The sequence below is a fragment of the Mycetocola spongiae genome, from assembly GCF_020424085.1.
GTDB lineage: Bacteria > Actinomycetota > Actinomycetes > Actinomycetales > Microbacteriaceae > Mycetocola > Mycetocola spongiae.
The window spans coordinates 2,336,763-2,361,008 of record NZ_CP080203.1 but is presented as its reverse complement, the minus strand read 5'-3'; the positions used below and the strand labels follow the sequence as shown (position 1 = coordinate 2,361,008).

The window sequence follows — 24,246 nt, the reverse complement described above, 5'->3', positions numbered from 1 at the left end:
TACCCTTACCTCAATAATTCGGCCTTTTTCCCCACAATTGGACGGTCATGCAGCAGCTTCGCCCCGCGGCGCGCCTCGGCGCCCTCCTCGCCCTCGGCGCCCTTCTTCTGTCCGGATGCGCCGCGCAGACCCCCGCCCACGAGGTGGCCGGCTGCCCGGATGTGGCCATCGCCGATCTGGATATCGGCGTAGCCGCCAAGGATATTAAGGGCACGTCCACCGCGTGCCTCGCCAATCCGGTGATCGATCCGATCGATAACCCCGGCACCCCCGCGCTGCCCGCCACCGTGACCGATGACAGCGGCACCGAGGTCACCGTGACCGATGTCTCGCGCATCCTCGCCCTTGATATTTCCGGCACCCTCGCGGCCACCGTCTGGGGCCTGGGCCTCGGCGAGAACCTCGTGGGCCGCGATGCCGCCACCCAGTTCCCCGGCACCGAGGACCTGGAGATCGCCACGGGCGCAAGCCATACCCTGAATGCCGAGGCCATCCTGGCCCTCGAACCCACCGTGTTATTCCTCGACGGCAGCCTGGGCCCGAAGGCCGTGCGCCAGCAGCTCGCGGAGGCCGGAATCCCCGTGGTCATGATCACCCAGGACCGCACGATCGATAATATTTCCGAGATCGTGGACTCCGTGGCCGCGGCCCTGGGCCTGTCCGAGACCGGCACCCGCCTGGATACCCGCATCGCCCAGGAGCTCGCGGCCAGCCAGGCGGAGATCGATAAGATCGTGCCCACCGCCGAGGCCGATCGCCCACGCGTGGTCTTCCTCTACGCCCGCGGCGGCGCCGGCATCTACTATCTTTTTGGTGAGGGCTCCGGGGCCGATGCCCTGATCCGCTCGATCGGCGGCGTGGACGTGGCCGAGGAAATCGGCTGGACCGGAATGAAACCGATGACCGCCGAGGCACTCCTGGACTCCCGTCCCGACGTCCTGCTGATGATGACCGATGGCCTGGAATCGGTGGGCGGCGTGGACGGCCTCCTGGAACAGATCCCCGCGCTCCAGCAGACTCCCGCCGGGCTGAACCGGCGCATCGTGGACATGGACGGCACCGAGATTCTGGGTTTCGGCCCGCGCACCCCGCGCATCATCGAGGCGCTCGCGCGCGCCCTCTATACCGAGCCCGCCGCGGGCAATGAGTAGGCGCCCCGCCGCCACGGCCACCCCGAAACACGTGATCGGGCGGCGCGTGGCCCTGTTCTCCGGCCTCGGCATTGCCCTGATCGCCGCGGTCATCTTCTCCCTCGGGGTGGGCCAATTCCCCATCACCCCGGGCGAAATCCTCAACTCGATCCTCGCCAAGATCGGCTTCGATGTGCCCGCGCCCACGCGCGTGAACGCCGAGGCCGCGCTGTGGACCATCCGCATTCCGCGCCTGCTGCTGGGCCTGTTTATCGGGGCCGCGCTGGCCGGCTCGGGCCTGCTATTGCAGGCCATCTTTGGCAATCCCCTCGCCGATGCCGGCGTGATCGGAATCTCCTCCGGTGCCGCGCTGGGCGCCTCCGCCGCGATCGTCACGGGCATCGGGGTATTTGGCCAGTGGACCATCCCGGCCATGGCGTTTATCGGCGGCCTGGTCACGGTGATCGGCGTTTATCTGGTCTCGCGCTCGGGGGGAAAAACCGAGGTGGTCACGCTGATCCTCACCGGTATCGCCGTGAATGCCATCGCGGGGGCCGGGATCGCGTTTATGACGTTTATCGGCACCACCAGTTCGCGCGAGCAGATCATCTTCTGGCAGATGGGCAGCCTCAACGGCGCGCGCTGGCAGCAGGTGCAGCTCGTGATCCCGCTGGTGGTAATCGGCCTGCTGATCGCCTATCTCCTCTCCCCCAAGCTTGACCTCTTTGCGCTTGGCGAGAAGAGTGCCCGGCATCTGGGGGTGAATGTGGAGGCGCTGCGCATCGGCGTGATCCTGCTTGTCGCCGTGCTGGTCTCCGCCGCCGTGGCCTTCGCGGGCATCATCGGCTTTGTGGGCCTCGTGGTGCCACACCTGATGCGGATGATCATCGGTCCCGCGCATCGCCCGCTGCTGATCGCCTCGGTGCTGGGCGGCGCGCTGCTGATGGTGCTCGCCGATCTGGTGGCACGCACCACCGTGCCCATGGCGGACCTGCCGATCGGCATGGTCACCTCGCTCGTGGGTGGCCCCTTCTTCTTCTGGCTGCTTATCCGCACCCGCAAGCGCTCGGGAGGCTGGGCATAATGACACTCACCGCCACCCTCGGCGCCAGCAACCTGACCGTGACCCTCTCCGGTCGCGCGATCCTCTCCGATGTGTCCATCCGGGTGCATCCCGGCAGCCTGCACGCCCTGATCGGCCCCAACGGTGCCGGAAAATCCACGCTCCTCGCGGCCCTCGCGGGAGATCGTGCACCCTCCTCCGGGCGGGTATTCCTCGGCGAGCGCGATCTGGCCGACTGGCGCGTGCGCGATCTGGCCCGCGAGCGCGCGGTCCTCGCGCAGGAGAACACCGTATCGTTCCCGTTCACGGCCGCGCAGGTTATCGAGATGGGTCGCGCGCCCTGGCAGCGTACCCCCGCCGAGGACGAGGATGAGGCGGCCATCGCCGAGGCCGTGGCACAGACCGATGTGGGGCACCTGCTTGAGCGCACGGTCCCGGCGCTCTCCGGTGGCGAGCGCGCGCGCGTTGCGCTTGCCCGGGTCCTCGCCCAGCGCGCCCCGATCCTGCTGCTGGATGAGCCCACCGCGGCGCTCGACCTGCGGCATCAGGAGGATGTGCTGCGCATCGCCCGGGAGCGGGCGCGCGCGGGCGATGCCGTGGTGGTGGTGCTGCACGACCTCAACCTGGCGGCGGCCTATGCCGATACCATCACGCTATTGGGTCGCGGAACCGTCGCGGCCAGCGGAACCCCCACCGAGGTCCTCACCGCCGAGCGCATCCTCGAGGTTTATGGCCAGGAGGTTGAGATCATCTCCCGTCCGGGTCGCGCGAATGTGATCGTCCCGATCCGTTAGCCCCGGGGCCTCGTCCAGAATCAGCGCGGACGCATGATCATCCACGGGGGCCGGATCGGCCGAGCGCGTCTCCCCGGGGAAGAGCAGCCCGGAGGAACCCGGAAGCGGCTGCGGCGCGGGGTGACCGCGCCGGCGCGAGGCCATACGGACGATATAAAACACCGCGAGCGCGGGGAGCGCCAGGGCCGCGGCCACGCCCAAAATATCCGCGACCGCCTGCCCGCTCATGCCGCTCCCGCCACGCGAATAATCGTGCCCCCGGTATAGCCGGCCTCCTCCCCGAGCAGCCAGTGCACGGCGGCGGCCACCTCCTCGGGATGCCCCGCGCGGCCAAACGGGATGCGTGCGGCGGCGGCCTCCGCGCGGCCGGGGGCCCCGGCCTCGGCGTGCAGATCGGTGAACGTGGTGCCGGGGGCCACCCCCACCACGCGGATGCCGCGGCCCGCGACCTCCGCGGCCAGGCCCACCGTGAGGGCCTCGACCCCGGCCTTGGCCGCGGCATAGTGCACATAGCTACCGGGGGCCCCGGTCTGGGCGGCGGTAGAGGAAATATTCACGATCACGCCCGGGCCCTCCTGCCGCTCAAAGGCGAGTACCGCGGCGCGGGCCAGCAGGACGGTCGCGGTGAGGTTGGTGCCGATCACCGTGCGGATGATGTCCTCGGGGGTGCGCGCAAGCTCGCCGAGGTGCAGCGTGCTCCCGGCGTTATTCACGAGGGCGTCGAGGCGGCCGAAGCGCTCCCGGGCCGCCTCGATCAGGGCCAGCTCGGAGCCGGGCACGGTCAGGTCCCCCGCGCAGAGCCCCACCTCGGCGCCTTTCGAGCGCAGCTCGCGCGCCAGCTCCTCGGCCTCCGCGCGGCGCGAGCGATAGCCCAGGATAAGGCGATCCCCGTCGGCCGCGCAGCGCCGGGCGATGGCCGCACCGATCCCGCGGGTCCCGCCGCTGATCACGATCACTCTCGAAGCGTTCATGGTCCCCAGGGTACGGGGTGGCGCGTTAGGGGCGCGAGGGGGCGGCGTAGATTCCGCGCAGCAGCGGAATCACCGCGGAAATATCGGCGCGCTGGCCCGAGGCCTGCACGAGGTTCCCGGAAAGCGCCTCCTCCCACGTGATCACGCCGCGGGCCAGGTCGAGCCACACCGCGGCGCGCATCTCCACCACATTGGGCGGGGTGCCCCGGGTATGGCGCGGCCCCTCGATGCACTGGGTGGCCCCAAACGGCGGCACCCGCACCTCCACGGTATTGCCCGGCGCGCGCTCGGCGAGCAATTGCAGGGTATAGCGCACGGCCAGTGCCGTCTGGTCTCGGGTGGGATTTTCCCCGGAAGCCGCTAAAACCGCCGCTAATCCGGGCTCATCGTGTATCTGTGCGCGTGCCATGCCTCTAGGCTAGTACTCGTGAAGATCCTGGTACTCGGCTCCGGTGCACGCGAGCACGCAATCATCCTGTCCCTGCTCGGCGAAAATGCCGGCCACAGCATCGTGGCGGCGCCCGGCAATGCGGGCATCGCGGGCGATGTTCCCGTGGTGGCGCTGAACGCCACCGATTCCGCCGCCGTGGTGGCCCTGGCCCAGGCCGAGGCGGTGGACCTGGTCATCATCGGCCCCGAGGCCCCGCTCGTGGCCGGCGTGGGAGACGCCCTGCGCCGCGCGGGCTTTGCCGTTTTTGGCCCGGATCGTGCCGCCGCGGCCATCGAGGGTTCCAAAAACTTCGCCAAGCGCATCATGTCCGAGGCCAATGTGCCCACGGGTCGCGCCCACCGCGCGGGCACCCTCGAGGAGGTTGCCGCCGCGCTGGACGACCTCGGCGCACCCTATGTGGTGAAGGCCGATGGCCTGGCCGCGGGCAAGGGTGTGCTGGTCACCTCCGATCGTGCCGCCGCGCTCGCCCACGCCCAGGAATACCTCGGCGATGGGTCCATCCTGATCGAGGAGTTCCTCGACGGCCAGGAGGTCTCGCTGTTTTTCCTGAGCGATGGCCGGACCGTGCTGCCGCTCTCGCCCGCCCAGGACTTTAAGCGCCTGCTGGACGCCGATGCCGGCCCCAATACCGGCGGCATGGGCGCCTATTCCCCGCTGCCCTGGCTGGATGAGCACTTCGGCAGCGAACGCGCGTTTATCGATGAGGTCCTGCATACCGTGGCCGAGCCCGTGGTGCGCCAGCTCGCCGCCGAGGGCACCCCGTTTGTGGGTCTGCTGTATGCCGGGCTTATCCTCGTGGATGGTGGGGCCACCATTAAGGTCATCGAGTTTAATGCCCGCTTTGGCGATCCCGAGACCCAAATTGTGCTGCCGCGCCTGCTCACCCCGCTGTCCGGGCTGCTGCTGGCCGCGGCCACGGGCGAGCTGCACACGCAGCCACGTCCCGAGTTTTCCCCGCTCTCGGCGGTCACCGTGGTGCTCGCGAGCGAGGGCTATCCCGAGGCGCCGATCACCGGGCGCGAGCTGCACGGGCTGGAGGCCGCGGGCGCGGTCCCGGGCGTGCACGTTACGCATGCAGCCACCGCCCTCCAGGAGGGCACCCTTTTTGCCACGGGCGGCCGCGTCCTGAACGTGGTGAGCCTGGGTGAGGGTTTTGCGCAGGCGCGCGCGGGGGCGTATCACGCACTCGGCCTGATCGAGCTGGAGGGCGGCCAGTACCGCACCGATATCGCCGCGAAGGTGGCGAATTAACCGAGTTCCACAAGCTGCTCGATGAGCCGCGGGGAGAGCGGGCGGTCGGCGTAGATGCGCCGCCGCAGGTGTCGGGTGTCCAGCGGATCGGTGGGATGGCGCTCGGGGCTTGCCCCGATCCAGACCGCCTCGAGCCCGAGGTTTTCCAGCACCCGGATCGAGGCCGGATTATTTTCCAGGACCCGCGCGGTGATCGCGCGGGCGGGGCCCGCCTCGCGCGCCGCCCGCACCGCGGCGCGCGCCACCTCGGTGGCAAAGCCGCGCCCCCAGGAGGCTGGGTCGAGGCGATAGCCCAGGTTCCAGGCGCCGCCGACGGTCAGCGCGCAACCCCCCGAGCCGATGATGGTTCCGGCCCGGAGCGCGCGATCGGCGGTATCCTCGCGCACGCGGATGGTCCACTGGCCCAGCCCGCCGTCGATCCAGCTGCGCTCGGTGCGCTCGATATGATCGGCGGTCTGCACGAGGTCGCGGTGGCGTCCGGCGGGCAGGTGCAGCCACGTGCCCGGATCGGAGTAGATGCGGTGGATATCCTCCAGGTCAGCGGGGCTCACCGGGGTCAGCAGGAGGCGCGCGGTGCGCAGCATCGCCGGGGAATTAGTCATAGGGGTATCGTCTCACCCACACCCGACCGCGCACATCCCCCCGGTCGCCGGGTGACGCCTCGCGCGGCGGTGCGCCCGCGAGCCGCAAAACCTGAGTGTTTGCCTGGTATGGCCTCCCCGGCTTGCTCGATTCGTGCAGTCACTGCATAATTTACTTATGTGCAAGATTGCAGTACCCGCATCGAAGGATTATTAACATGAACGCCGCCCAGGATCCCCCCGCCACGGCCGCGCAGTGCGCACCGGCCGAGCCGGGCCTGCGCGAGCGCAAGCGCGCCGCCACGCAGCTGAAGATCGAAAAGATCGCCGTGGCCCTCGCCGAGACCCACGGCTATGAGCACGTCACGGTCGAGATGATCTGCGAGGAGGCCATGGTCTCCCCGCGCACGCTGTTTAACTACTTCGGCACCAAGGAGGGCGTATTCCTTGGGCCCACCCCGCCGATGCCGGCCCCCGAGGTGATCGAGGGCTTTATCCACGGCCGCCCCGGCAGCGTCCTGGGTGATCTGGTAGAAATCTTCCGCACCCTGATCGTGGGCACCAGCCCGGATATCGAGTTTCTGCACGCGCGGCGCGCCCTGATCCACTCCACCCCCGACCTCGCGGTGCGCGAGCTGGCCCGCATGGGCGGCATCGAGAAGGGCCTCACCAAGCTCATCCTCGCCCGCTATCGGGCCGAGGGGCGCACCGATGAGGACCTCGCCAATGAGGCCCGCATGGTGATCGCCCTCGCCGCGGGGGTCATGCGCACCACGATGCACCGCTGGCTGGATGATCCCCAAAACCTCGACCCGAGCGAGCTCTTCGCCGAGTCGATCCAGCTCATCCGCCGCATCACCGGGGATGCCCCCTCGGGCTAGCCTCCCCGCAGCACCCCTCCCCCTCGGCCCACGCCGTCCGGGGATATCAGTCTTTCCCTCCCGCCGAAAAACGCCGTCGTGTTTTCGACAGTTCCCCCGTCCCCGCCCACGGCGTTTATCCCACAGAACCGGATTCTCCTATGACCTCCACCACCCTCGCCCCCGCGCCCACCCGGCGCCATATTCTGCTGGTATTTGCCGGCCTCATGGTCACCATGCTGCTGTCCTCGCTGGATCAGACCATCTTCAGCACCGCGCTCCCCACCATCGTGGGAGAGCTAAACGGTGTGGACCATATGCTGTGGGTCACCACCGCGTATATCCTCGCCTCCACGATCATGCTGCCGGTCTACGGCAAGCTTGGTGACCTGATCGGCCGCAAGGGCCTGTTCATCGCCGCAATCGCGATCTTCATCCTCGGCTCGATCGTGGGTGGCCTCGCGCCCGATATGGCCTGGCTCATCACGGGCCGCGCCATTCAGGGCCTCGGTGGTGGTGGGCTAATGATCCTGTCCCAGGCGATCATCGCCGATGTGGTTCCCGCCCGCGAGCGCGGGAAGTACATGGGAATCATGGGTGGAGTCTTCGCCCTGAGCTCGGTGGCCGGCCCGCTGCTGGGTGGCTGGTTCACCGAGAGCATCGGCTGGCGCTGGGCCTTCTGGATGAATATTCCGCTGGGTATCCTCGCGATTATCTCCGCCGTGGCCTTCCTTAAGCTGCCCAAGAACAGCACTGCCCGCCCCACCCTGGACGTGGCCGGAATGCTGCTGATCGCGCTGGCCTCGACCGCGCTGGTGCTGGTCACCACCTGGGGTGGCACCACCTATGACTGGGATTCCGCCGTGATCATCGCCCTGATCATCACCGCGATTGTCTCGGCCGTGGCCTTTGTGATGGTCGAGCGCCGCGCCGCCGAGCCGATCATGCCGATGCACCTATTCCGGGACCGCAACTTCAACCTGACCACCGTGGCCGGGCTGATCACCGGTATCGCGATGTTTGGTGCGATGGCCTATCTGCCCACCTATCTGCAGATGGTCACGGGGGCCAATGCCACCGAGGCCGGATTCCTGATGATCCCAATGATGGCCGCGCTGCTGATCAGCTCGATCGGTTCGGGCCAGCTGGTGAGCCGGACGGGTCGCTATAAGTGGCTGCCGATCACCGGCACCGTGCTGGTGGCGGTTGCGCTCCTGCTGCTGTCCACGATGACCGCGGGGATGGCCGTATGGATCATCTGCGCCTATCTCGCCGTGATGGGTCTGGGCCTCGGAATGAGCATGCAGATCCTGATCCTGATCGTGCAGAACTCCTTCCCCCTCGCCGAGGTGGGCACCGCAACGGCCTCCAATAACTACTTCCGCCAGATCGGTGCCTCGATCGGTTCCGCGGTGGTGGGCAGCCTCTTTGTGGCCCGCCTGCACGATCTTTTCGCCGAGCGGATGCCCGCCGCCGCGGGTGGCGCCGTGGGTGGGGCGGGCGAGAACTCGCTCACCCCGGCCGTGGTCAAGGGCCTCCCCACGGAGATCAAGGACATCGTGATCGGTTCCTATAACGACGCTCTGACCCCGGTGTTCCTGTATATGGTGCCGCTGGTGATCATCGCCGTAATCCTGCTGTTCTTTGTGGTCGAGAAGCCCCTGGCCACGACCCTGGACCGCGGCGTTCCGGCCGAGACCCCCGCCGAGGACCTCGTGGGTGTCACCAGCGCCCATACCGGTTCGATCTCCGTGCAGCCCGGCACCGGGGAGCGTCCCGCCCCCGAGTCCCGGGCCTAGCCCGCGCCGCCCCGGATCGCTCCGGGGCGGCCCCCAGCCCGCCGCCGCATCCGCGTCGAGCCCATACCCCTTTTACTCTCTCCGGGTTTTTGGTGTGGGATCGGCGGTGGATGCGGCGGTGTTTTATTCGGCGGCGAGCGGATAGCTCACATAGGCGAAGCGGCTCCCGCCGGGCTCCCAGCTATTCACGTTGATGGTGCCCTGCCCGCCGTGGAGGACACGCACCGTGCGCACATGCGCGGCATCGGGGGTGGCCAACCGCAGCTGCACGGTCACATTCGCGGGGTGCCCCAGCGTGCCCGGGGGATAGCTCAGATAGAGCAGGCGCAGGCCATCCCCGGAGAGGTGGGGGAACCAGTTCACGCGCTCATCCCGCGTGAGCTGTTCCGCGACGCCCTCGTCCAGGTCCATCCGGAAGAGCTGGGCATGGCCGGGGGCGGCACCCCCGGGCTCGGCGTTAAAGTACAGGCGGCGGCCGTCGGGATGAAACTCCGCGCCGTCATGCGGGCGCTCGGAGGCGGTATGCGCGGTCATCTCGCCGGTCCGCACGGAGGCCGTATATACGTTAAAGCGCACCGCGCCGCCCAGCTCATGCGCGGCGATCAGGGACAGCCGGGAGCCATCGGGATGGATCCCGTGCAGATAGCGTTTTTTGAGGCCGTCACCCGAATCCGTCACGGGGCGAGGCGTTCCGCCGGCCACCGGAATCTCGTAGAGGTGGCCATTTTTGGAGGACGCATAGATAAAGCGGCCATCCGGGGACAGGAGATGGTCGTTATTAAAATCGGTGATCTCGCCGGTATTCACCACGGCGGGTTCCCCGCCGGCCAGCGGGATGCGGTAGAGGCGGCCATCGCGGTTCACGAGGAACCACCGCCCATCGGCGCTCCAGTTGGGGGCCTCGATCACGGCCTCATCCGTGGCGTAGACGAGGGTATCCTCCCCGCTCTCCGCATCGTAGATGCGCAGTTCGCTGCGCTGCCCGGGCTCCAGAGTGCGCCAGTCTGGCCGGGTGTAATCGGGCCCGGGCGGCGCGGGGTGCGCGGCCTGCGGGGTGGGCCGCACCGCCGCGGGTATTGCCGGAGACGCGGCCTCGCGGGCCACCGCCGCGGGGCCAAAGGCCGAACCGGGTGCGGCGGAGGGTCCGGGCGCGGCGGGTGCCTCGGGGGATCCGGGTGCGGCGGGGGATGCGGGACGGGGCGGAACCGGTATCGCGCTCATGGGGGCCTCGCTCTCTGTGGAAAGAACGCCCCCGCCCGGTCCGGACAACGACGCCAGAATAATACTCAGTATGCACCCCGTCGGGGGAAAAAGGCCGGATGCCACCGGGAAAAATTTCCGGCCCCTGATAAAACGCCGGGCCATCCCACCCCCGGAGGGAATGTGGATGGCCCGGCGTAGAGGGCGCGGAGAGGAGGCCCCGGCTAGCGCATACCGGCCGTGGAGGCGGTGCGCTTGGCAAAAAACAGCGTGACGATCATGCCGATCACGGCCACCGCCGCGGGCAGCATAATCGCCTGGCTCATCGCCGCGGAGAAGCCCTCGTGCAGCGGCGCGGGCAGCGCCCCGCCAAACCCGCCGGCGCCCTCGGCACCGGCACCCAGCTCCGCGCTGAGGCGGGCCTGGATCAGGGCCGCGATCGCGGCGCTTCCCAGCACCGCACCCACCTGACGCGTGGTGTTATACACACCCGAACCGGCACCGGCCAGCCGCGGCGGAAGGTTATAGGTGGCGCTCGTGGACAGCGGGCCCCAGATTCCGGCATTGGCCACACCGAGGATCGCGCTCGGGAAGAGCAGGATCCAGAGCGGGGTATCCGGGCCCAGCAGCGCCGCATACCAGAACAGGCCGATGGCCATAAAGGCCAGGCCCGCGGTGGAGATGAACTTGGGATCGGTGCGGTCGATGAGCTTACCCGCGAACGGCGCAAGCACACCCGAGATCACGGCCATCGGCACCAGCATCAGTGCCGACTGGGTGGGCGTGAGCCCACGCACCGTCTGGAAGAAAAACACCAGCGGCAGGCTCAGGCTCGTGACGGTGAAGCCCACGGTGGTGATGGCCAGGTTGGCCACCGAGAAGTTGCGGTCTTTAAAGAGGTTCAGCGGCAGGAGCGGCTCGCCCTTATTTACCCGCTGCCACAGCACAAATACGATCAGCACCACGATGCCGGTGATAATCAGCGACCACACGCTGATCGGGCCCCAGATGGTGCCCCAGTGATAGCTTTCGCCCTCCTGGATTCCAAAGACCAGCAGGAACATACCCACGGCGCTGAGAATCACGCCCGGGATATCAAATTTATGCGGCGAGGTCTTCAGCGCGGGAACGTATTTCATGGCGAGGAAAAAGCCCACGATACCGATCGGCACGTTAATAAAGAAGATCCACTCCCAGCCGAGGCCGTCCACGAGCAGGCCGCCGAGGATCGGGCCCAGCAGCGTGGCCATACCGGCGGTGGCTCCCCACAGGCCCATCGCCGCACCGCGGCGCTCGGGCGGGAAGATGCGGGTAATCACGGCCATGGTCTGCGGCGTCATGAGCGCGGCGCCGAGGCCCTGGAAGACCCGGGAGATGACCAGATGCGAGATATCCCCCGCGAAGCCACAGGCCAGCGAGGAGACGGTGAACAGCACCAGGCCGATCAGGTAGACGCGCTTGGGGCCAAAACGATCGCCGAGGCGACCGGTGATCAGCAGCGGCACGGCATAGGCCAACAGATAGGCACTGGTGGCCCAGAGGGTGGCGTTAATTCCGGCGTCGAGGCCCTCCATGATGGCGGGGTTGGCGACGGAGACGATGGTGGTGTCGATCAGGATCATAAAAAATCCGACCACAAGCGCCCAGAGGGCGGGCCACGGTTTAGCGATTTGTTCCACGAGGGCGAGGTGCCTTTCATACATGTTTCATCGCCGAAGCATCGACTAAGCGGATGCCGTCTGCGATGAGGGAAGAGTCTGTGGAGGGAGAACGGATCGAATCTTCCGGTCCCTAAGAATTTAACCGGGCCCCGGTATGGGGTTGGCCCGATTCCGCCGCGAACCCTCCGCCCGCGACAAATCCATAGGTTCCCTATCGTAGACGAGTCCACCGACGCGGGGAATCCCCCTTCCCGGGAAGTTCGCGGGCGGCGCACGCCCGCACGCGAATACCCGATAATAGAGGCGTGACCGATTATGCAGAGCTGCCCGGATGGACCCACTTCTACTCCGGGAAGGTGCGCGACCTCTACCGTCCCGCGGGTGTGCCCGCGGATGCCCCCGCCCCCGAGATCCTCGTGGTGGCCAGCGATCGGGTGAGCGCCTTCGATTTTGTGCTCTCCCCCGGCATCCCCGAGAAGGGCGCGCTGCTGACGAGCCTGAGCAACTGGTGGTTTAACCAGCTGCCGGATGTCCCCAATCACCTGCTGCCCGCCGAGACCATTCCGGCGTCCGTGGCCGCGCGCTCGATGCGCGCGAAGACCCTGAATATGTTCCCGATCGAGGCCGTGGTGCGCGGCTATCTCACCGGTTCCGGCTGGGCCGAATATCGCGAGACGCAGAGCGTGTGCGGCATCCCGCTGCCGGCGGGCCTGAAAAATGGCGACCGCCTGCCCGAGCCGCTCTATACCCCCGCCTATAAGGCCCCGCTGGGTGAGCACGATGAAAATATCAGCTTCGAGCGCTCGGTGGAGCTCGTGGGGGCCGAGGATGCCGCGGCCCTGCGCGATCTGGCCCTGGATATCTACCGCCGGGCCGCGGCCATTGCCGAAAAGCGCGGCGTGATCCTCGCCGATACCAAATTTGAGTTTGGCCGCAATCCGGAAAACGGCGAGATCACCCTCGCCGATGAGGTGCTCACCTCCGATTCCTCGCGCTATTGGGATGCCGAGGTATATGCCACGGCCGGCGATCCCGCCGCCCGCATGGCGAGCTTCGATAAGCAGATCGTGCGCGATTGGCTCGCGGCAAACTGGGATAAAACCGGCACCCCGCCCGAGCTTCCGGTGGAGATTCGCGAGCGCACCGCCGCGCGCTATCGCGAGCTGCTGGAGCGCCTGACCGGACACTAACCCTCCGCCCGACCGAAGGAGCCGCCATGCCGATGGACCCGTATTTTGAGGCACAGCTGCGGCAGCGCCGCGCCCAGGTTGTCGGCGGGGTGCGCGCCACCGTCGGTGCGGCACTGCGCTCGCTGCCCGCGCGGCTGCGCGGCCACTCCCCCGCGCGCTCCGCGGGGGAGGCGCTCACACTGGTGCATGCCACCGGCCCGGCCACCCGAGCCGCCGAAGCGCCGCCGAAGCCCGAGGCCCCCGAGGCACCCGCCGAGCGGGCACCGCTCGCGGAGTTTTCCGATGCCACCGAGCTGGTCCCGGCTCCGGCCGATAGCGTGCGCCCCGCGCGCACGGCCCCGCCGCGCGGCACCCCCGAATGGGAGCGCCGCAACGCCTGGAAATGGGATATTAAGCTGCACGGCCTGGTGGGAATCAACGGCCCCGTGCTGCCCACGCGCGAGTTTTTGATCCCCGTGCCCGGCTATCCCGCTGTGCGCGTGCGGCTCTATCTGCCCGCGACCCCCGCGGCGGGGCCGCTGCCCGCGGTGATCGCGTTTTTTGGTGGTTCCTTTCATCTCGGCGGCATCGACTATGCCAGCGTGGACCACGCGTTTCGCCGCCGCACCGCCGATTCCGGGGTGGCCACCCTCGCGGTGGACTATGCCCTCGCCCCCGATCATCGTTTTCCCACGCCCGTGGAGCAGGGCTATGCCGCGCTGGACTGGTTTTTCCGGCACGCCGCGGAGCTCGGGATCGATCCCACCCGGATCGCCATTAATGGCACGTCCTCGGGCGGTAATATCGCCGCGGCCACCACGCTCCTCAACCGCGCCCGCCGGGATCACCCGCTGGCCCTCCAGGTCTTGGAGGTGCCCACCACGGATCTGACCGGGCGGCATATCGACTTCTGGCCGCTGCGCCGGATGGGTGTTCCGCGCCCGCTGGCCGCGCGCGAGCTGCGCAAGATCCGCACCCGCTATCTGGGCGATGCGCGTCTGGCCCGCACGGATCTGGCCTCGCCGCTGCGCTCCCGCAATCTGCGCGGGCTGCCCCCTGCCTTTATCCTCACCGCCGAATACGATGCGTTGCGCGGGGACGGCCGGGATTATGCCGATGCTCTGCGCCGCGCGGGGGTCGAGGCGAGCGCCGTGCAATATCAGGGTGCCACCCACGAGGCGGCAATGTATACCGCCGAATTACCGCTGGCCCGGCGCTGGCATGCGGATATCGTGACGATCCTGCGCACCCTGCACGGGGATTCCGCGGCGGCGGACACGCTGCCCCGGGACTAACCGGGGCAACACATCCGCCACGGGGGCCGGCTAGCGCGCGGGCGTGCGGCGGGGCCCCGCGAGCAGGAAGGCTGCCACCGCGAGCACGGCGCTCGCGAACATCACCAGCCCCAGCGGCAGGGCGCTGGTCTCGCCGGCCAGGCCCACCAGCCCGGATACCAGCGCCCCCAGGACGTATTGCAAAAATCCGAGGATGGCCGATCCGGTGCCGCTGGCTCCGGGTGCGGCATCCAGCGCGAGCGCGGTGGCATTGCCAAAGATGAAGCCCATCCCCGCCACCATGATAAATAGCGGCAGGAGCAGCGTGATCGGGGGTACCCCGGTGAGCGCGATCAGGAGCACGGCGAGCCCGCCGATCAGGATCATGACCAGGCCCACGCCCAGCAGCGAGCGCACGGAACGCGTCGCCGTGAGCCTCGCCGAGACGCCGCTGAATACCGCAATCCCGGCCGCATTTGCCGCGAAGCTCAGCCCATAGGCCACCGGGCCGAAGCCCATCATGGTCTGATAAATGAACGGTGACGCCGCGATATATCCCATAAATGCCGCAAAGCTCAGCGCAAAAACCAGCGTATAACCCAGATAGCTCCGCGAGACGAGGGCCCGATACGGGGACCCGGTGAGGTGGCGCCCCGCGATCAGGGCCCGGCGTTTGGCCGCCCCATGGGACTCGGGAACCCCAAAAATCACCGCAAGAAGCATCAGCACGGCCAATCCCGCGACCACCCAGAGCAGCCCGCGCCAGCCGAGCGGCCCCACGAGGAGGCTCCCGGCGACGGGACCGATCACGGGGGCGATGCCGCCCACGATCATCATCAGGTTCAGGCCGCGCGCGGCGGCGGCTCCCACCGCAAGATCGGCGATGATCGCGCGGCCGATGACCATTCCGGCGGCACCTGTCAGCCCCTGGATCACGCGGGCGGCAATCAGCACCTCCACGTTGGGAGACAGCGCGGCCAGTGCGCTGGCCAGCACACACAGGAGCGCACCAATAATCAGGGGCAGGCGTCGCCCAATACGATCCGAAAGCGGCCCAAATACCAGCTGTCCCAGGGCGAGGCCCAGCAGGAATGCCGTCAGCGTGAGCTGCACGCCGGTGGCCGTGGTGCCGAGGCTGCCGACCATTTCGGGGAAGGCGGGCAGATAGAGGTCGATGGCAAACGGGGCCAGCGCCGAGAGCAGCGCGAGCATAATCAGCAGGCCGCCGCCGAGCCGATCGGGGGCCGTGGCCCGGGGCGGGGTGGATGAATCGGGCTCCGCGGCAAAACCGGCTTCGGGGGATTGGGACTTCACGTATCACTCCATATTGATTATGTTTTTATAATTATGTTCATATTATGGCATAGACTTGGGGCATGGAACCCGCGCTGAATCCACACGATCTCGCCGACCTCGCCGATCTGATCGTCACCGTCGCCCGAGAAATCACGCTGCACCGGGATGGCGAAACCCCCAATATCACGCTGACATCCAGCGCGGGGAACGTCATGCGCTATATCGACCGCAACCCCGGATCCACGGCCGGCGCCGTTGCGCTTGGCACCGGCCTACACCGCGCCAATCTCAGCACCGCACTCGGCGAGCTGGAACAGCTCGCGTTTGTGCGCCGGGAACGCGATGAAAACGATCGCCGCAATATCCGGCTCTATCCCACCGCCACCTCCGCCAAAAACCTGGTGCACCTGCGCGAGGAATGGGCCCAGCTGATCGCGGATGCCCTCGCCCCCGCGGAAACATCCGCACCGGTGGCCACCGCCACCGTGGGCGATACGCTCGCCCTCCTGGAACGCCTCGAAACCGGGCTCCTTCGCCGTCGCGGTATCGGCACCGAATAACCGGCGTCTGCCCCCTCCGGGCGCGGTCCGCGAACTACCGTCGGCCCGACTAGACTAAAACCGTATCCGCCCCTGACACCCGGGAGACACTGATGCCCACAATCATCGTAGAAGTCATGCCTAAGGCCGAACTGCTGGACCCTCAGGGTAAAGCCGTCGCCGGAGCCCTGAGCCGACTCGGACACGGTGCCATCACCGACGTCCGCATCGGCAAGCGCTTTGAACTCACCGTCGAGGGCGAGGTGACCGAGCAGGTGCTGGCCGATGTGGCCACCCTCGCCGACGAAATCTTCTCCAATCAGGTGATCGAAGACGTCACCAGCATCTCCGTGGAAGAGGCGACTGTATGACCACGCCGCGCATCGGCGTTGTCACCTTCCCGGGCTCGCTGGATGATCGCGACGCCCAGCGCGCGATCCGCATCGCGGGTGCCGAGGCCGTAGAGCTCTGGCACGGCGATCACGACCTGCGCGGGGTGGACGCCATCGTGCTGCCCGGCGGATTTAGCTATGGCGATTATCTGCGCGCCGGCGCGATTGCCGCCCGCGCCCCCATCATGAGCGAAATCATCGACGCGGCGGGGAAGGGCATGCCCGTCCTCGGAATCTGCAATGGTTTCCAGATGCTCACCGAGGCACACCTGCTGCCCGGCGGCCTGATCCGCAATGAGCGCGGCAATTTTATTCGCCGCGACCAGAAGCTCAGCGTGGAAACCACCGATACCGCATGGACCAATGCGTTCAGCGCGGGCCAGGAAATCATCATCCCGCTGAAAAACGGTGAGGGCGGATTTATCGCCTCCGATGAGGAGCTGGATCGCCTCGAGGGCGAGGGCCGCGTGGTCTTCCGCTATCTTGAGACCAATCCCAATGGCTCGATGCGCGATATCGCCGGCATCGTGAATGCCGCGGGCAATGTGGTGGGGCTCATGCCGCACCCCGAGCACGCTGTGGAGCCCGGCTTTGGACCCGATACCGCGGGCGCCATGCGCTCGGGTACCGATGGCCTCGGGTTCTTCGACTCCGCGATCGCGGCGCTGCTCGCCGTATAGGCACGCCACTCGCGCTGCGCGCCCCCGCCTCGGCGGGGGCGCGCAGCGCGTTAAACGCGGGTGCGCCCGCGGAACAGGGCGGCAATTCCCACCATGAGCACGGTGATGCCGAGGATCCAGGCGGCCGCCACGGGGCCCGGAAGCAGCGTGCTCACCGCGCCGGGACGGCCGGCGATGCCCACGACCCCCGCCGCGGCATCGCTGAGCGAGGAGGGCAGCCGGCGGGCCAGCGGCGCGAGCGCGGGATGCATAAGCGCGGCTGCGCGCAGCCCCAGGTCCACCGCCCCGCCCAGCAGGATCAGCAGGCTCGCCGTGCGGCGCGAACGCAGGATCACCGCGAGCGCGGCACCGGCCACGCCCCAGAGCGTCAGGACGGCGGCGCAGCGGGCGAGAATCCCCCAGGTATGGGGAATACCTAGCAGCAGCGGCTGACCGATCACCACCTGCACCACCACGGCGCCAAAACCCGCCCCGAGCAGCATCAGCACCGCCGCCGCCGCGCCGGCCAGCGCGCCCGCGGCCAGGCGCCGGGGCAGCGCGGTTGCGCGCACACGCCGCGCTGCGGCGGCCCGCGCATCCGGGCCCGTGGCCTCGGTCGTGGCCGCGAGGGCCCCCGCGAGCACCGCGCCCGCGACCCCCAGCCCGCCACCCAGCACATATACCGAGGCGGTGATCCGGGGATCCCCGAGCGGGGTGAGGGGCAAGAGCCCGGGGGCGACCGGTTCGCGCGGGATGACCAGGCCCAGGTAGTAGATCGCATAGCCGGCGATCAGGGCGGAACCCGGGAGCAATACCCAGGCCAGTGCCCGCCCCGCGCGGCTGCGCGCCAGATCACCCAGCGGGCGGAGCGCGTGGGCCAGGCGCGCGCCCCGGTGCGGCGAGGATTTGCTATGACTCATGGGTTGCGGCGTCCTTTCCCGTGCCGCGCGCCGAGGGGCGAAAGCGTCACGTTTTCTAGGATGCACCGCCCGGGTGCCTCGCCCTATCCGCCGCCGGGAATCTTGATCGTTCCCCCAGCAGATTCCCATTCTGCGCCGGGGGCCCTAGCGCGTGGGGACCGGCTCCCCCGCGCCGAGCCGCGCGTCCACGACCGTGCTGCCCGAGAGCGCACAGGCCAGCCCGCGACGATCGGTGGTGGCCCAGACGGCGATGATCGAGGCCAACACAAATAGCGGCACGATCAGCGCGGTCACCGGGGTATCCAGGGCGGTGAGCACCGTATAGCCGCCGATTCCAAAGATAAAGCGCAGCGGCCGGGCCAGGGCAATCGGAACCCGGCCATAGCGCGGCGCGAGCAGCACGGCGCTCTCCCCCACCGTGGTGCCGCGCAGCAGCACCCACAGCAGCTGGATGCCGAGCGGGATGGCCAGCCCAAAGATCCACTCGGTACCGTCGTTGATCGCCTCCACGCTCATCCCCAGCACCAGCCCGCGGTAGAGCCGCCAGCCGATCACCAGCAGGAACCCCAGCAGGCTCACAAACATGAAGTCACACAGCATCCCGAGGAAGCGCCGGCCGGCGGTGACCCGGCGCGGCTCGCTCCGCGTGCCTTCCTCGCGCCGGGCAAAGCCCACAAAGAGGAATGCCACGAGGGAACCGAGGAGCGCGCCGAGGGTATTGGCCAGCAGATCATCCACATCAAATACGCGATACGGGCGCGGGAACAGGCCCCATACGGCGGTGAGCTGGGTGAGCTCGACCAGCAGGGAGAGGGCAAAACCGGAGAGGGTGGCGATGATAAAGCCGCGCCGAAACAGCGTGCGGATCAAAAATCCCAGCGGCATAAACAGCAGCACGTTCAGGGCCACCTGTTGCACGGCCTCATTGCGCAGCAGCTGACCCACCGAACCGTGTGCATAATTTCGGATATCGCGCACGCTCTCGAGCGGGATCAGCTGGGTCCCGGAGGCCCGATAGGTATCGGTCTCGGGCAGCGGCAGCAGGGTATAGGTCCAGATCGCGAAAAAATAGATCAGCAGCGCAAGCCAGCCCACCGCGCGCCAAAACGACAGCCTCCCGTGCCGGCGATAGCTCAGCGCGATAAACGGCACCATCAGTATCACGGCGAGGAAACCGCCCACGAGCAGCGCAATCACACCCAGCATCAGCATATTTCCCATGCTCGAACGGTAGCAGGCACACGCGCCCGGCCGGCGTGATTTCCGGCGATCTACATCATCCGGATGAGTGGGTTTCATCCTCGCGTCCGGCCCCATCGGGCGCGATGCCTGGCCCCTCGCAAAACCCCTTAGGATGGGAGATGTCCGGCATCAGCTGCTTCGAGGAGAAATCGACACCCGTGACCGCTATTCCCACCCCCGTAGAATCCTCGGCCGCCGTGGCCGATACCGTCGCCAATGCGATCGCCACCCCGGAGCACGAGCAGCCCTATGCCGCTCTTGGCCTCGCGGATAACGAATACGCAAAAATCCGCGAGATCCTCGGCCGCCGCCCCACCTCGGGCGAGCTAGCCATGTACTCGGTCATGTGGAGCGAGCACTGCTCCTATAAGTCGAGCAAAAACTACCTGCGCCAGTTTGGCAAAAAGGTCACCCCCGAGATGACCAAAAACCTCATGGTTGGCATGGGCGAGAACGCCGGTGTTGTGGACGTGGGCCAGGGTTGGGCCGTGACCTTTAAGGTCGAGAGCCATAACTCCCCGAGCTATATTGAGCCGTTCCAGGGCGCCGCCACCGGAGTGGGTGGAATCGTCCGCGACATCATCTCGATGGGTGCACGCCCCGTGGCGATCATGGATCAGCTGCGCTTCGGAAAGATCGATCACCCCGATACCGCGCGCGTGATGCACGGTGTGACCGGCGGCATCTCCTTCTACGGCAACTGCCTGGGCCTGCCCAATATCGGCGGCGAGACCATTTTTGATCCGGTATATCAGGGCAACCCGCTGGTAAACGCCCTCGCCGTGGGTGTCCTGCGGCACGAGGACCTGCACCTGGCCAATGCCTCGGGCGTGGGCAATAAGGTGGTCCTCTTTGGTGCCCGCACGGGTGCCGATGGCATCGGCGGGGCCTCGATCCTCTCCTCCGTGGCCTTCGAGGAGGACGGCCCCTCCAAGCGCCCCGCGGTGCAGGTGGGTGACCCCTTCGCCGAGAAGGTGCTGATCGAGTGCTGTCTCGAAATGTATCGCGATGAGCTGGTCGAGGGTATCCAGGACCTCGGCGCCGCCGGAATCTCCTGCGCCACGAGCGAGCTCGCGGCCAATGGCGATGGCGGAATGTTCATCGAGCTGAGCAATACCCTGCTGCGCAACCCGAATCTGACGCCCGAGGAAATCCTCATGTCGGAATCGCAGGAGCGCATGATGGCCGTGGTGACCCCCGAGAAGCTTGACGCCTTCCTGGCCGTGGCCGCAAAATGGGACGTCGAGACCTCCGTGATGGGCGAGGTGACCGATACCGGCCGCCTGATCATCAACTGGCACGGCGAGGAAATCGTCAACGTGGACCCGAGCACCGTGGCCGTGGACGGCCCGGTCTATGACCGTCCCGTGGCCTATCCCACCTGGATCGACGCGCTGCGCGCCGATCGCGCCGAGGCCCTGCCCCGCGCCACCGAGGGCGCCGAGCTGCGCGAGCAGTTCCTGTCCCTCGTATCCTCGCCCAATCAGGCGGATAAGTCCTGGATCACCGATCAGTACGACTATTACGTGCTGGGCAATACCGCGCTGTCCTTCCCCGATGACGGTGGAATGATCCGCGTGGACGAGGAGAGCGGCCTCGGCATCGCGATCGCCACCGATGCCAACGGTCGTTACTGCCAGCTCGACCCCCGCCAGGGAGCCCAGCTGGCCCTCGCCGAGGCCTATCGCAACGTCTCCGTCACCGGCGCCACCCCGGCCGCCGTGACCGACTGCCTCAACTTCGGTTCCCCCGAGAACCCCGAGGTGATGTGGCAGTTCTCCGAGGCCGTGGCCGGACTCTCCGATGCGTGCCTGGAAATGGGCATCCCGGTTACCGGCGGAAACGTCTCGTTTTATAACCAGACCGGCGATACCCCGATCTTCCCGACCCCCGTGGTGGGTGTGCTCGGCGTGATCGAGGATGTGGCCCACCGCACCCCGAGCGGCTGGCAGGATGACGGCGAAAACCTGTACCTGCTGGGCGTGACCCGGGAGGAGCTCTCGGGCTCGGCCTGGGCCGGCACCGTGCACGATCACCTCGGCGGTACCCCGCCCGTGGTGGACCTCGCGGCCGAGGTAAACCTCGGTGGCCTGATGCAGGCCGCCGCCGCGCAGGGTCTGGTGGGTTCGGCCCATGACCTCTCCGATGGTGGACTCGCGCAGGCCCTGGCCGAGGGTGTGCTGCGCTTCGGCGTGGGTGCCCGGATCTGGTTTGGCGAGATCATGGAGCGCGATGGCGTAGACATCACCACCGCGATGTTCTCGGAGTCCACGGGCCGCGTGCTGGTCTCCGTGCGCCGCGAGGATGACGTGCGTTTCCGGGGCCTGTGCGCCGGTCGCGAGTATCCGGTGCTGCGCGTGGGCGTGACCGATGCCACCTCGCAGACCCTTGAGTTCCAGGACCTCTTCACGGTGGGCCTGGACGAGCTGCGCACCTCGCATACCGAGACGCTGCCGAAGCACTTCGCCTAGGCACCATCCCCTCTCCGACACGGGTCGGCCGCCGCGGCGGCCGGCCCGTTGTCCGTTTCCGGGCGGGTAGTGTGCCGCCGAGAACGCATCATCGCGGACAATCGCGGCCCGAGGGTGCCCCCGGGCCGAGGGGGCCCCGCGGCGCGTGCCCCCGCGCGCCGCCTCTCCCAAATAGTCGCCCCGAACGGGGATTTAACAACCTTCGCGGCCGCCTCCACTCCCGGATTTTGCCCCGGGAACCGCGTGCCTCTCCGATATGGCCTCCGCGGATCGGCGGGATTTTTGGGGTATCGCGCGTACCCTGGTCCACCACCGGCACGGGGCCGGTGCGTGAGTATTCCGGGAGGGCGGGATGAAATTTGAGGTGAATACGGACGGGCTGGCGGGGGTGCTCGGGGGGCTAAGCTCCGTTCTGGACGTGCTGGGCGGGGGCGGGCTGGGCGATGGCTATCCCTCCCGGAGCGAAGGCGTGGTGAGCGCTCTAGCGGAGTTTTTGGCCTGGCGCCGTCGCGAGACCGCCACGAGCACCGAGACCATCACCGCCCTGTGGATGGAGGGCGGGGCCGCCGTGACGTACTATCTGCAACGCGATCGCGATGTGGCCAATCAGGCGGAGGCGAGCGGCTAATGGGGTGGCCGGATAGCGAGCCGGAGGCGGGAGATTTTGAGGAGCTGGCCCAGACGGCCCATAGGCTGATCCGGGAGGCCGAGGACCTCGTCGCCCCGATCACCATCCTGGCGCAGGTGATTGTGCACTCGGCCATCGTCTGGACCGGTCCCGGGAGCGAGCACTGGAGGGCCCGGATAGCAGCCCAGCAACACGCCCTGGTGGCCCGGGCCGAGCGCGAACGGGAGGCCGGCGAGGCGCTTCGCACGTGTGCACGCGCGCTTGAGGATATTGTCTGGGAGGCGCGCATGCTGAAGCTGCGCCGGGACTCCGCACTCGAGGATTATCGGGCGGCCCTGCGGGTGATGCAGTCCCGGGGGGAATGCCTGTATATGCCCAATACCCCCGCCACGGGTCCGGGGCCCATGCTCGCGGGGCGGGCGGAATATGCCGCCGCCGATCGTGAGCTGGAGCGCGTCGCCAAGCATCGACACGAGGTCGAGGCCACCTGTGAGAATAGGATCCACGACCTGCTCCCGGATTCCTGGGCCGCGCTGGGCCGGGTGGGTTCGATAGCCGGGGTCGCCCCCTCGACCCTGACCCCGGCGGCCCTCACCGCGGCGCTGGGATACTGCTCCGAGCCGCAGATCCGCGAGTATCTTGATTCACTCACGGCCGCGGAGGTGGCGACGCTCTGGCCGCAGCTCCCGGAGGATCTGGTCCAGCGCCTGCTCCATGCGTCGCCCCATTTTGTGGGCAATCTAAATGGCGTGCCGTTTCGGGTCCGGGACGAGGCCAATGTACTGGCCCTCACCCGCGACCACGAGGCGCTCACGGACCGGCTCGCGGAGCTGGACGGGCTCATCATCACCACCCCCGCGGGGGCCAGCATCACCCCGGAGACCCCCGAGCAGATACGCCTCATCCAGGAGCGTAATGCGCTGCGCGAGCGCCTCGCCGATCTCGATGAGCTCTGGACCCTATTCCAAGAAGGTGATGGCAGGACCGTCAAACCACCGCGCCGGCTGATCGCCTATGAGCCCCAGGCCGAGGGGCCCCCGCTGGTCTCAATCGCGCTGGGCGACCTCGATAATGCCCATAATATCTCCACGTTTATACCCGGCATGAATAGTTCGGCCGCGCATCCCGGCGGCTACCTGCAGGGTGTGAAAAATATCATCGGGCTCGATCACGATCAGGCTGCCGTATTATTCCTGGGCTACCGGAGCCCGGATCTGATCTCTGTGAGCGGCGAGGGGCTGGCCCGGGAGGGTGCACCCCGCTTTAATCGGCTTCTCGCCGGGATCGCCGCGGTGCGCGAGGGCGAGGATACCCGGCTGAACGTGATTGGCCATTCCTATGGCACCACGATGCTCGCCTATGCCCTCTCCCGGAACCGGGTCCCGATTAGTTCGGTGACCTTCCTGGGGTCGGCGGGCATCCCGCCACAGTTCCGGGGGAATAGCTTGCGGGTTCCGCCCAGCCGGATCTTTGTGACCGAGGCCCACGGCGATGTCCTGGCCGATACCGGGCGCGCCCTGAGCATGCGGTGGAACCCGGAGCATCCCGATTTTGGGGTGACCATTTTTGGCTCCGATGGCACCACCCTGCCCGATGGCACGGTGCTCCTGCCGGTGACCGATCATCACGCGGAGGTGAGGGGCGATGGGAAATATAGCGGCGCTTATTTAGACCGCGATACGGAGGTTATCCGGAACATCAAAAAAATTATCGCGGGTAGATTTGACGATCTCACCCCGGGCGATGATAGCGATGCTACCGGGATTCGGCTGGGGCCCTGGGTCTGGAATACGGATTCGCCCGGGGAGGAGAGCGATGAGGATTCCGAGGATGGCTAGCCGCGGACGCCCCATTGCTCCGCGGGTGCCGCCGCGCCGCGGGCGGTGCCGCGCGGC

General features: G+C 67.7%; 22 protein-coding genes. 14 read left to right on the top strand and 8 right to left on the bottom strand.

Going from position 1 to position 24,246, the window contains the following annotated elements:
* The first annotated feature begins 47 nt into the window (after positions 1-47).
* The 3 genes from KXZ72_RS10805 to KXZ72_RS10795 are packed head-to-tail and all read left to right on the top strand — an operon-like array spanning position 48 to position 2,987.
* The gene (locus KXZ72_RS10805; protein ID WP_226080938.1) at positions 48-1,151 is read left to right on the top strand and encodes a heme/hemin ABC transporter substrate-binding protein; all 1,104 of its coding nucleotides are present in this window, start codon (positions 48-50) and stop codon (positions 1,149-1,151) included.
* Positions 1,144-2,214 (top strand): FecCD family ABC transporter permease, encoded by a 1,071-nt coding sequence (locus tag KXZ72_RS10800; RefSeq protein WP_226080937.1) that lies wholly within the window; start codon positions 1,144-1,146, stop codon positions 2,212-2,214. The genes KXZ72_RS10805 and KXZ72_RS10800 overlap by 8 nt, the downstream gene beginning before the upstream one ends.
* Positions 2,214-2,987, top strand: a complete 774-nt coding sequence (locus KXZ72_RS10795) for a heme ABC transporter ATP-binding protein (protein WP_226080936.1) — start codon at positions 2,214-2,216, stop codon at positions 2,985-2,987. Before KXZ72_RS10800 ends, KXZ72_RS10795 begins: the two co-directional genes overlap by 1 nt.
* A gap of 224 nt (positions 2,988-3,211) precedes the next feature.
* Here the strand turns inward: KXZ72_RS10795 and KXZ72_RS10790 are convergent, their stop codons facing one another.
* Both KXZ72_RS10790 and KXZ72_RS10785 read right to left on the bottom strand, forming a co-directional pair.
* The gene (locus KXZ72_RS10790; RefSeq protein ID WP_226080935.1) at positions 3,212-3,958 is read right to left on the bottom strand and encodes an SDR family NAD(P)-dependent oxidoreductase; all 747 of its coding nucleotides are present in this window, start codon (positions 3,956-3,958) and stop codon (positions 3,212-3,214) included.
* 25 nt (positions 3,959-3,983) lie between these two features.
* Positions 3,984-4,367, bottom strand: coding sequence for a sterol carrier family protein (locus tag KXZ72_RS10785; RefSeq protein WP_226080934.1), 384 nt, complete (start codon positions 4,365-4,367; stop codon positions 3,984-3,986).
* A gap of 18 nt (positions 4,368-4,385) precedes the next feature.
* On the opposite strand from KXZ72_RS10785, the gene purD reads away from it, so the two are divergent.
* Positions 4,386-5,660 carry a phosphoribosylamine--glycine ligase gene (purD, locus tag KXZ72_RS10780; protein WP_226080933.1) on the top strand — a complete coding sequence of 425 codons (1,275 nt, stop codon included), beginning with the start codon at positions 4,386-4,388 and terminating at the stop codon, positions 5,658-5,660.
* Here the strand turns inward: purD and KXZ72_RS10775 are convergent.
* Entirely contained in the window at positions 5,657-6,262 is a 606-nt protein-coding gene (locus KXZ72_RS10775) for a GNAT family N-acetyltransferase (protein WP_226080932.1), read from the bottom strand. The genes purD and KXZ72_RS10775 overlap by 4 nt on opposite strands.
* Before the next feature lie 197 nt (positions 6,263-6,459).
* On the opposite strand from KXZ72_RS10775, the gene KXZ72_RS10770 reads away from it, so the two are divergent.
* Positions 6,460-7,122, top strand: coding sequence for a TetR/AcrR family transcriptional regulator (locus KXZ72_RS10770; RefSeq protein WP_226080931.1), 663 nt, complete (start codon positions 6,460-6,462; stop codon positions 7,120-7,122).
* A 140-nt stretch (positions 7,123-7,262) separates the two neighbouring features.
* Positions 7,263-8,900 carry an MDR family MFS transporter gene (locus KXZ72_RS10765; protein WP_226080930.1) on the top strand — a complete coding sequence of 546 codons (1,638 nt, stop codon included), beginning with the start codon at positions 7,263-7,265 and terminating at the stop codon, positions 8,898-8,900.
* A 123-nt stretch (positions 8,901-9,023) separates the two neighbouring features.
* Here KXZ72_RS10765 and KXZ72_RS10760 read toward each other — a convergent pair whose 3' ends face one another.
* Entirely contained in the window at positions 9,024-10,121 is a 1,098-nt protein-coding gene (locus KXZ72_RS10760; RefSeq protein ID WP_226080929.1) for a TolB-like translocation protein, read from the bottom strand.
* Between the two features lie 203 nt (positions 10,122-10,324).
* Positions 10,325-11,779: a DHA2 family efflux MFS transporter permease subunit gene (locus KXZ72_RS10755; RefSeq protein ID WP_226083512.1), complete on the bottom strand. Its 1,455-nt coding sequence runs from the start codon at positions 11,777-11,779 to the stop codon at positions 10,325-10,327.
* Between the two features lie 287 nt (positions 11,780-12,066).
* On the opposite strand from KXZ72_RS10755, the gene KXZ72_RS10750 reads away from it, so the two are divergent.
* Together KXZ72_RS10750 and KXZ72_RS10745 are read left to right on the top strand one after the other, a co-directional pair.
* Entirely contained in the window at positions 12,067-12,951 is an 885-nt protein-coding gene (locus tag KXZ72_RS10750; RefSeq protein ID WP_226080928.1) for a phosphoribosylaminoimidazolesuccinocarboxamide synthase, read from the top strand.
* A gap of 26 nt (positions 12,952-12,977) precedes the next feature.
* Positions 12,978-14,225, top strand: a complete 1,248-nt coding sequence (locus KXZ72_RS10745) for an alpha/beta hydrolase (protein ID WP_226080927.1) — start codon at positions 12,978-12,980, stop codon at positions 14,223-14,225.
* Positions 14,226-14,255: 30 nt separating this feature from the next.
* Here the strand turns inward: KXZ72_RS10745 and KXZ72_RS10740 are convergent, their stop codons facing one another.
* Positions 14,256-15,518, bottom strand: a complete 1,263-nt coding sequence (locus tag KXZ72_RS10740) for a multidrug effflux MFS transporter (protein ID WP_226080926.1) — start codon at positions 15,516-15,518, stop codon at positions 14,256-14,258.
* Between the two features lie 62 nt (positions 15,519-15,580).
* On the opposite strand from KXZ72_RS10740, the gene KXZ72_RS10735 reads away from it, so the two are divergent.
* From KXZ72_RS10735 to purQ, 3 genes are all read left to right on the top strand, one after another.
* Positions 15,581-16,060: a MarR family transcriptional regulator gene (locus KXZ72_RS10735; protein ID WP_226080925.1), complete on the top strand. Its 480-nt coding sequence runs from the start codon at positions 15,581-15,583 to the stop codon at positions 16,058-16,060.
* A gap of 92 nt (positions 16,061-16,152) precedes the next feature.
* The gene (gene purS, locus KXZ72_RS10730; RefSeq protein ID WP_226080924.1) at positions 16,153-16,410 is read left to right on the top strand and encodes a phosphoribosylformylglycinamidine synthase subunit PurS; all 258 of its coding nucleotides are present in this window, start codon (positions 16,153-16,155) and stop codon (positions 16,408-16,410) included.
* Positions 16,407-17,111, top strand: a complete 705-nt coding sequence (gene purQ, locus KXZ72_RS10725) for a phosphoribosylformylglycinamidine synthase subunit PurQ (RefSeq protein ID WP_226080923.1) — start codon at positions 16,407-16,409, stop codon at positions 17,109-17,111. Before purS ends, purQ begins: the two co-directional genes overlap by 4 nt.
* Before the next feature lie 50 nt (positions 17,112-17,161).
* On the opposite strand, the gene KXZ72_RS10720 is transcribed toward purQ, so the two are convergent.
* The gene (locus KXZ72_RS10720; protein ID WP_226080922.1) at positions 17,162-18,010 is read right to left on the bottom strand and encodes a hypothetical protein; all 849 of its coding nucleotides are present in this window, start codon (positions 18,008-18,010) and stop codon (positions 17,162-17,164) included.
* Between the two features lie 144 nt (positions 18,011-18,154).
* Positions 18,155-19,231: a VanZ family protein gene (locus KXZ72_RS10715; RefSeq protein ID WP_226080921.1), complete on the bottom strand. Its 1,077-nt coding sequence runs from the start codon at positions 19,229-19,231 to the stop codon at positions 18,155-18,157.
* 140 nt (positions 19,232-19,371) lie between these two features.
* On the opposite strand from KXZ72_RS10715, the gene purL reads away from it, so the two are divergent.
* The 3 genes from purL to KXZ72_RS10700 all read left to right on the top strand — a co-directional run bounded on the left by purL (position 19,372) and on the right by KXZ72_RS10700 (position 24,189).
* Positions 19,372-21,723 (top strand): phosphoribosylformylglycinamidine synthase subunit PurL, encoded by a 2,352-nt coding sequence (gene purL / locus KXZ72_RS10710; RefSeq protein ID WP_404823650.1) that lies wholly within the window; start codon positions 19,372-19,374, stop codon positions 21,721-21,723.
* Positions 21,724-22,075: 352 nt separating this feature from the next.
* Positions 22,076-22,351 carry a hypothetical protein gene (locus KXZ72_RS10705; protein ID WP_226080920.1) on the top strand — a complete coding sequence of 92 codons (276 nt, stop codon included), beginning with the start codon at positions 22,076-22,078 and terminating at the stop codon, positions 22,349-22,351.
* The gene (locus tag KXZ72_RS10700; protein ID WP_226080919.1) at positions 22,351-24,189 is read left to right on the top strand and encodes an alpha/beta hydrolase; all 1,839 of its coding nucleotides are present in this window, start codon (positions 22,351-22,353) and stop codon (positions 24,187-24,189) included. Before KXZ72_RS10705 ends, KXZ72_RS10700 begins: the two co-directional genes overlap by 1 nt.
* The last annotated feature ends 57 nt before the right edge of the window (positions 24,190-24,246 follow it).

Coding starts and splice junctions, on each gene's coding strand:
- KXZ72_RS10805 (WP_226080938.1), top strand. CDS start 48: ATGCAGCAGCTTCGCCCCGCGGCGCGCCTCGGCGCCCTCCTCGCCCTC.
- KXZ72_RS10800 (WP_226080937.1), top strand. CDS start 1,144: ATGAGTAGGCGCCCCGCCGCCACGGCCACCCCGAAACACGTGATCGGG.
- KXZ72_RS10795 (WP_226080936.1), top strand. CDS start 2,214: ATGACACTCACCGCCACCCTCGGCGCCAGCAACCTGACCGTGACCCTC.
- KXZ72_RS10790 (WP_226080935.1), bottom strand. CDS start 3,958: ATGAACGCTTCGAGAGTGATCGTGATCAGCGGCGGGACCCGCGGGATC.
- KXZ72_RS10785 (WP_226080934.1), bottom strand. CDS start 4,367: ATGGCACGCGCACAGATACACGATGAGCCCGGATTAGCGGCGGTTTTA.
- KXZ72_RS10775 (WP_226080932.1), bottom strand. CDS start 6,262: ATGACTAATTCCCCGGCGATGCTGCGCACCGCGCGCCTCCTGCTGACC.
- KXZ72_RS10770 (WP_226080931.1), top strand. CDS start 6,460: ATGAACGCCGCCCAGGATCCCCCCGCCACGGCCGCGCAGTGCGCACCG.
- KXZ72_RS10765 (WP_226080930.1), top strand. CDS start 7,263: ATGACCTCCACCACCCTCGCCCCCGCGCCCACCCGGCGCCATATTCTG.
- KXZ72_RS10760 (WP_226080929.1), bottom strand. CDS start 10,121: ATGAGCGCGATACCGGTTCCGCCCCGTCCCGCATCCCCCGCCGCACCC.
- KXZ72_RS10745 (WP_226080927.1), top strand. CDS start 12,978: ATGCCGATGGACCCGTATTTTGAGGCACAGCTGCGGCAGCGCCGCGCC.
- KXZ72_RS10735 (WP_226080925.1), top strand. CDS start 15,581: ATGGAACCCGCGCTGAATCCACACGATCTCGCCGACCTCGCCGATCTG.
- purS (WP_226080924.1), top strand. CDS start 16,153: ATGCCCACAATCATCGTAGAAGTCATGCCTAAGGCCGAACTGCTGGAC.
- purQ (WP_226080923.1), top strand. CDS start 16,407: ATGACCACGCCGCGCATCGGCGTTGTCACCTTCCCGGGCTCGCTGGAT.
- KXZ72_RS10720 (WP_226080922.1), bottom strand. CDS start 18,010: ATGAGTCATAGCAAATCCTCGCCGCACCGGGGCGCGCGCCTGGCCCAC.
- KXZ72_RS10715 (WP_226080921.1), bottom strand. CDS start 19,231: ATGGGAAATATGCTGATGCTGGGTGTGATTGCGCTGCTCGTGGGCGGT.
- purL (WP_404823650.1), top strand. CDS start 19,372: ATGTCCGGCATCAGCTGCTTCGAGGAGAAATCGACACCCGTGACCGCT.
- KXZ72_RS10705 (WP_226080920.1), top strand. CDS start 22,076: ATGAAATTTGAGGTGAATACGGACGGGCTGGCGGGGGTGCTCGGGGGG.
- KXZ72_RS10700 (WP_226080919.1), top strand. CDS start 22,351: ATGGGGTGGCCGGATAGCGAGCCGGAGGCGGGAGATTTTGAGGAGCTG.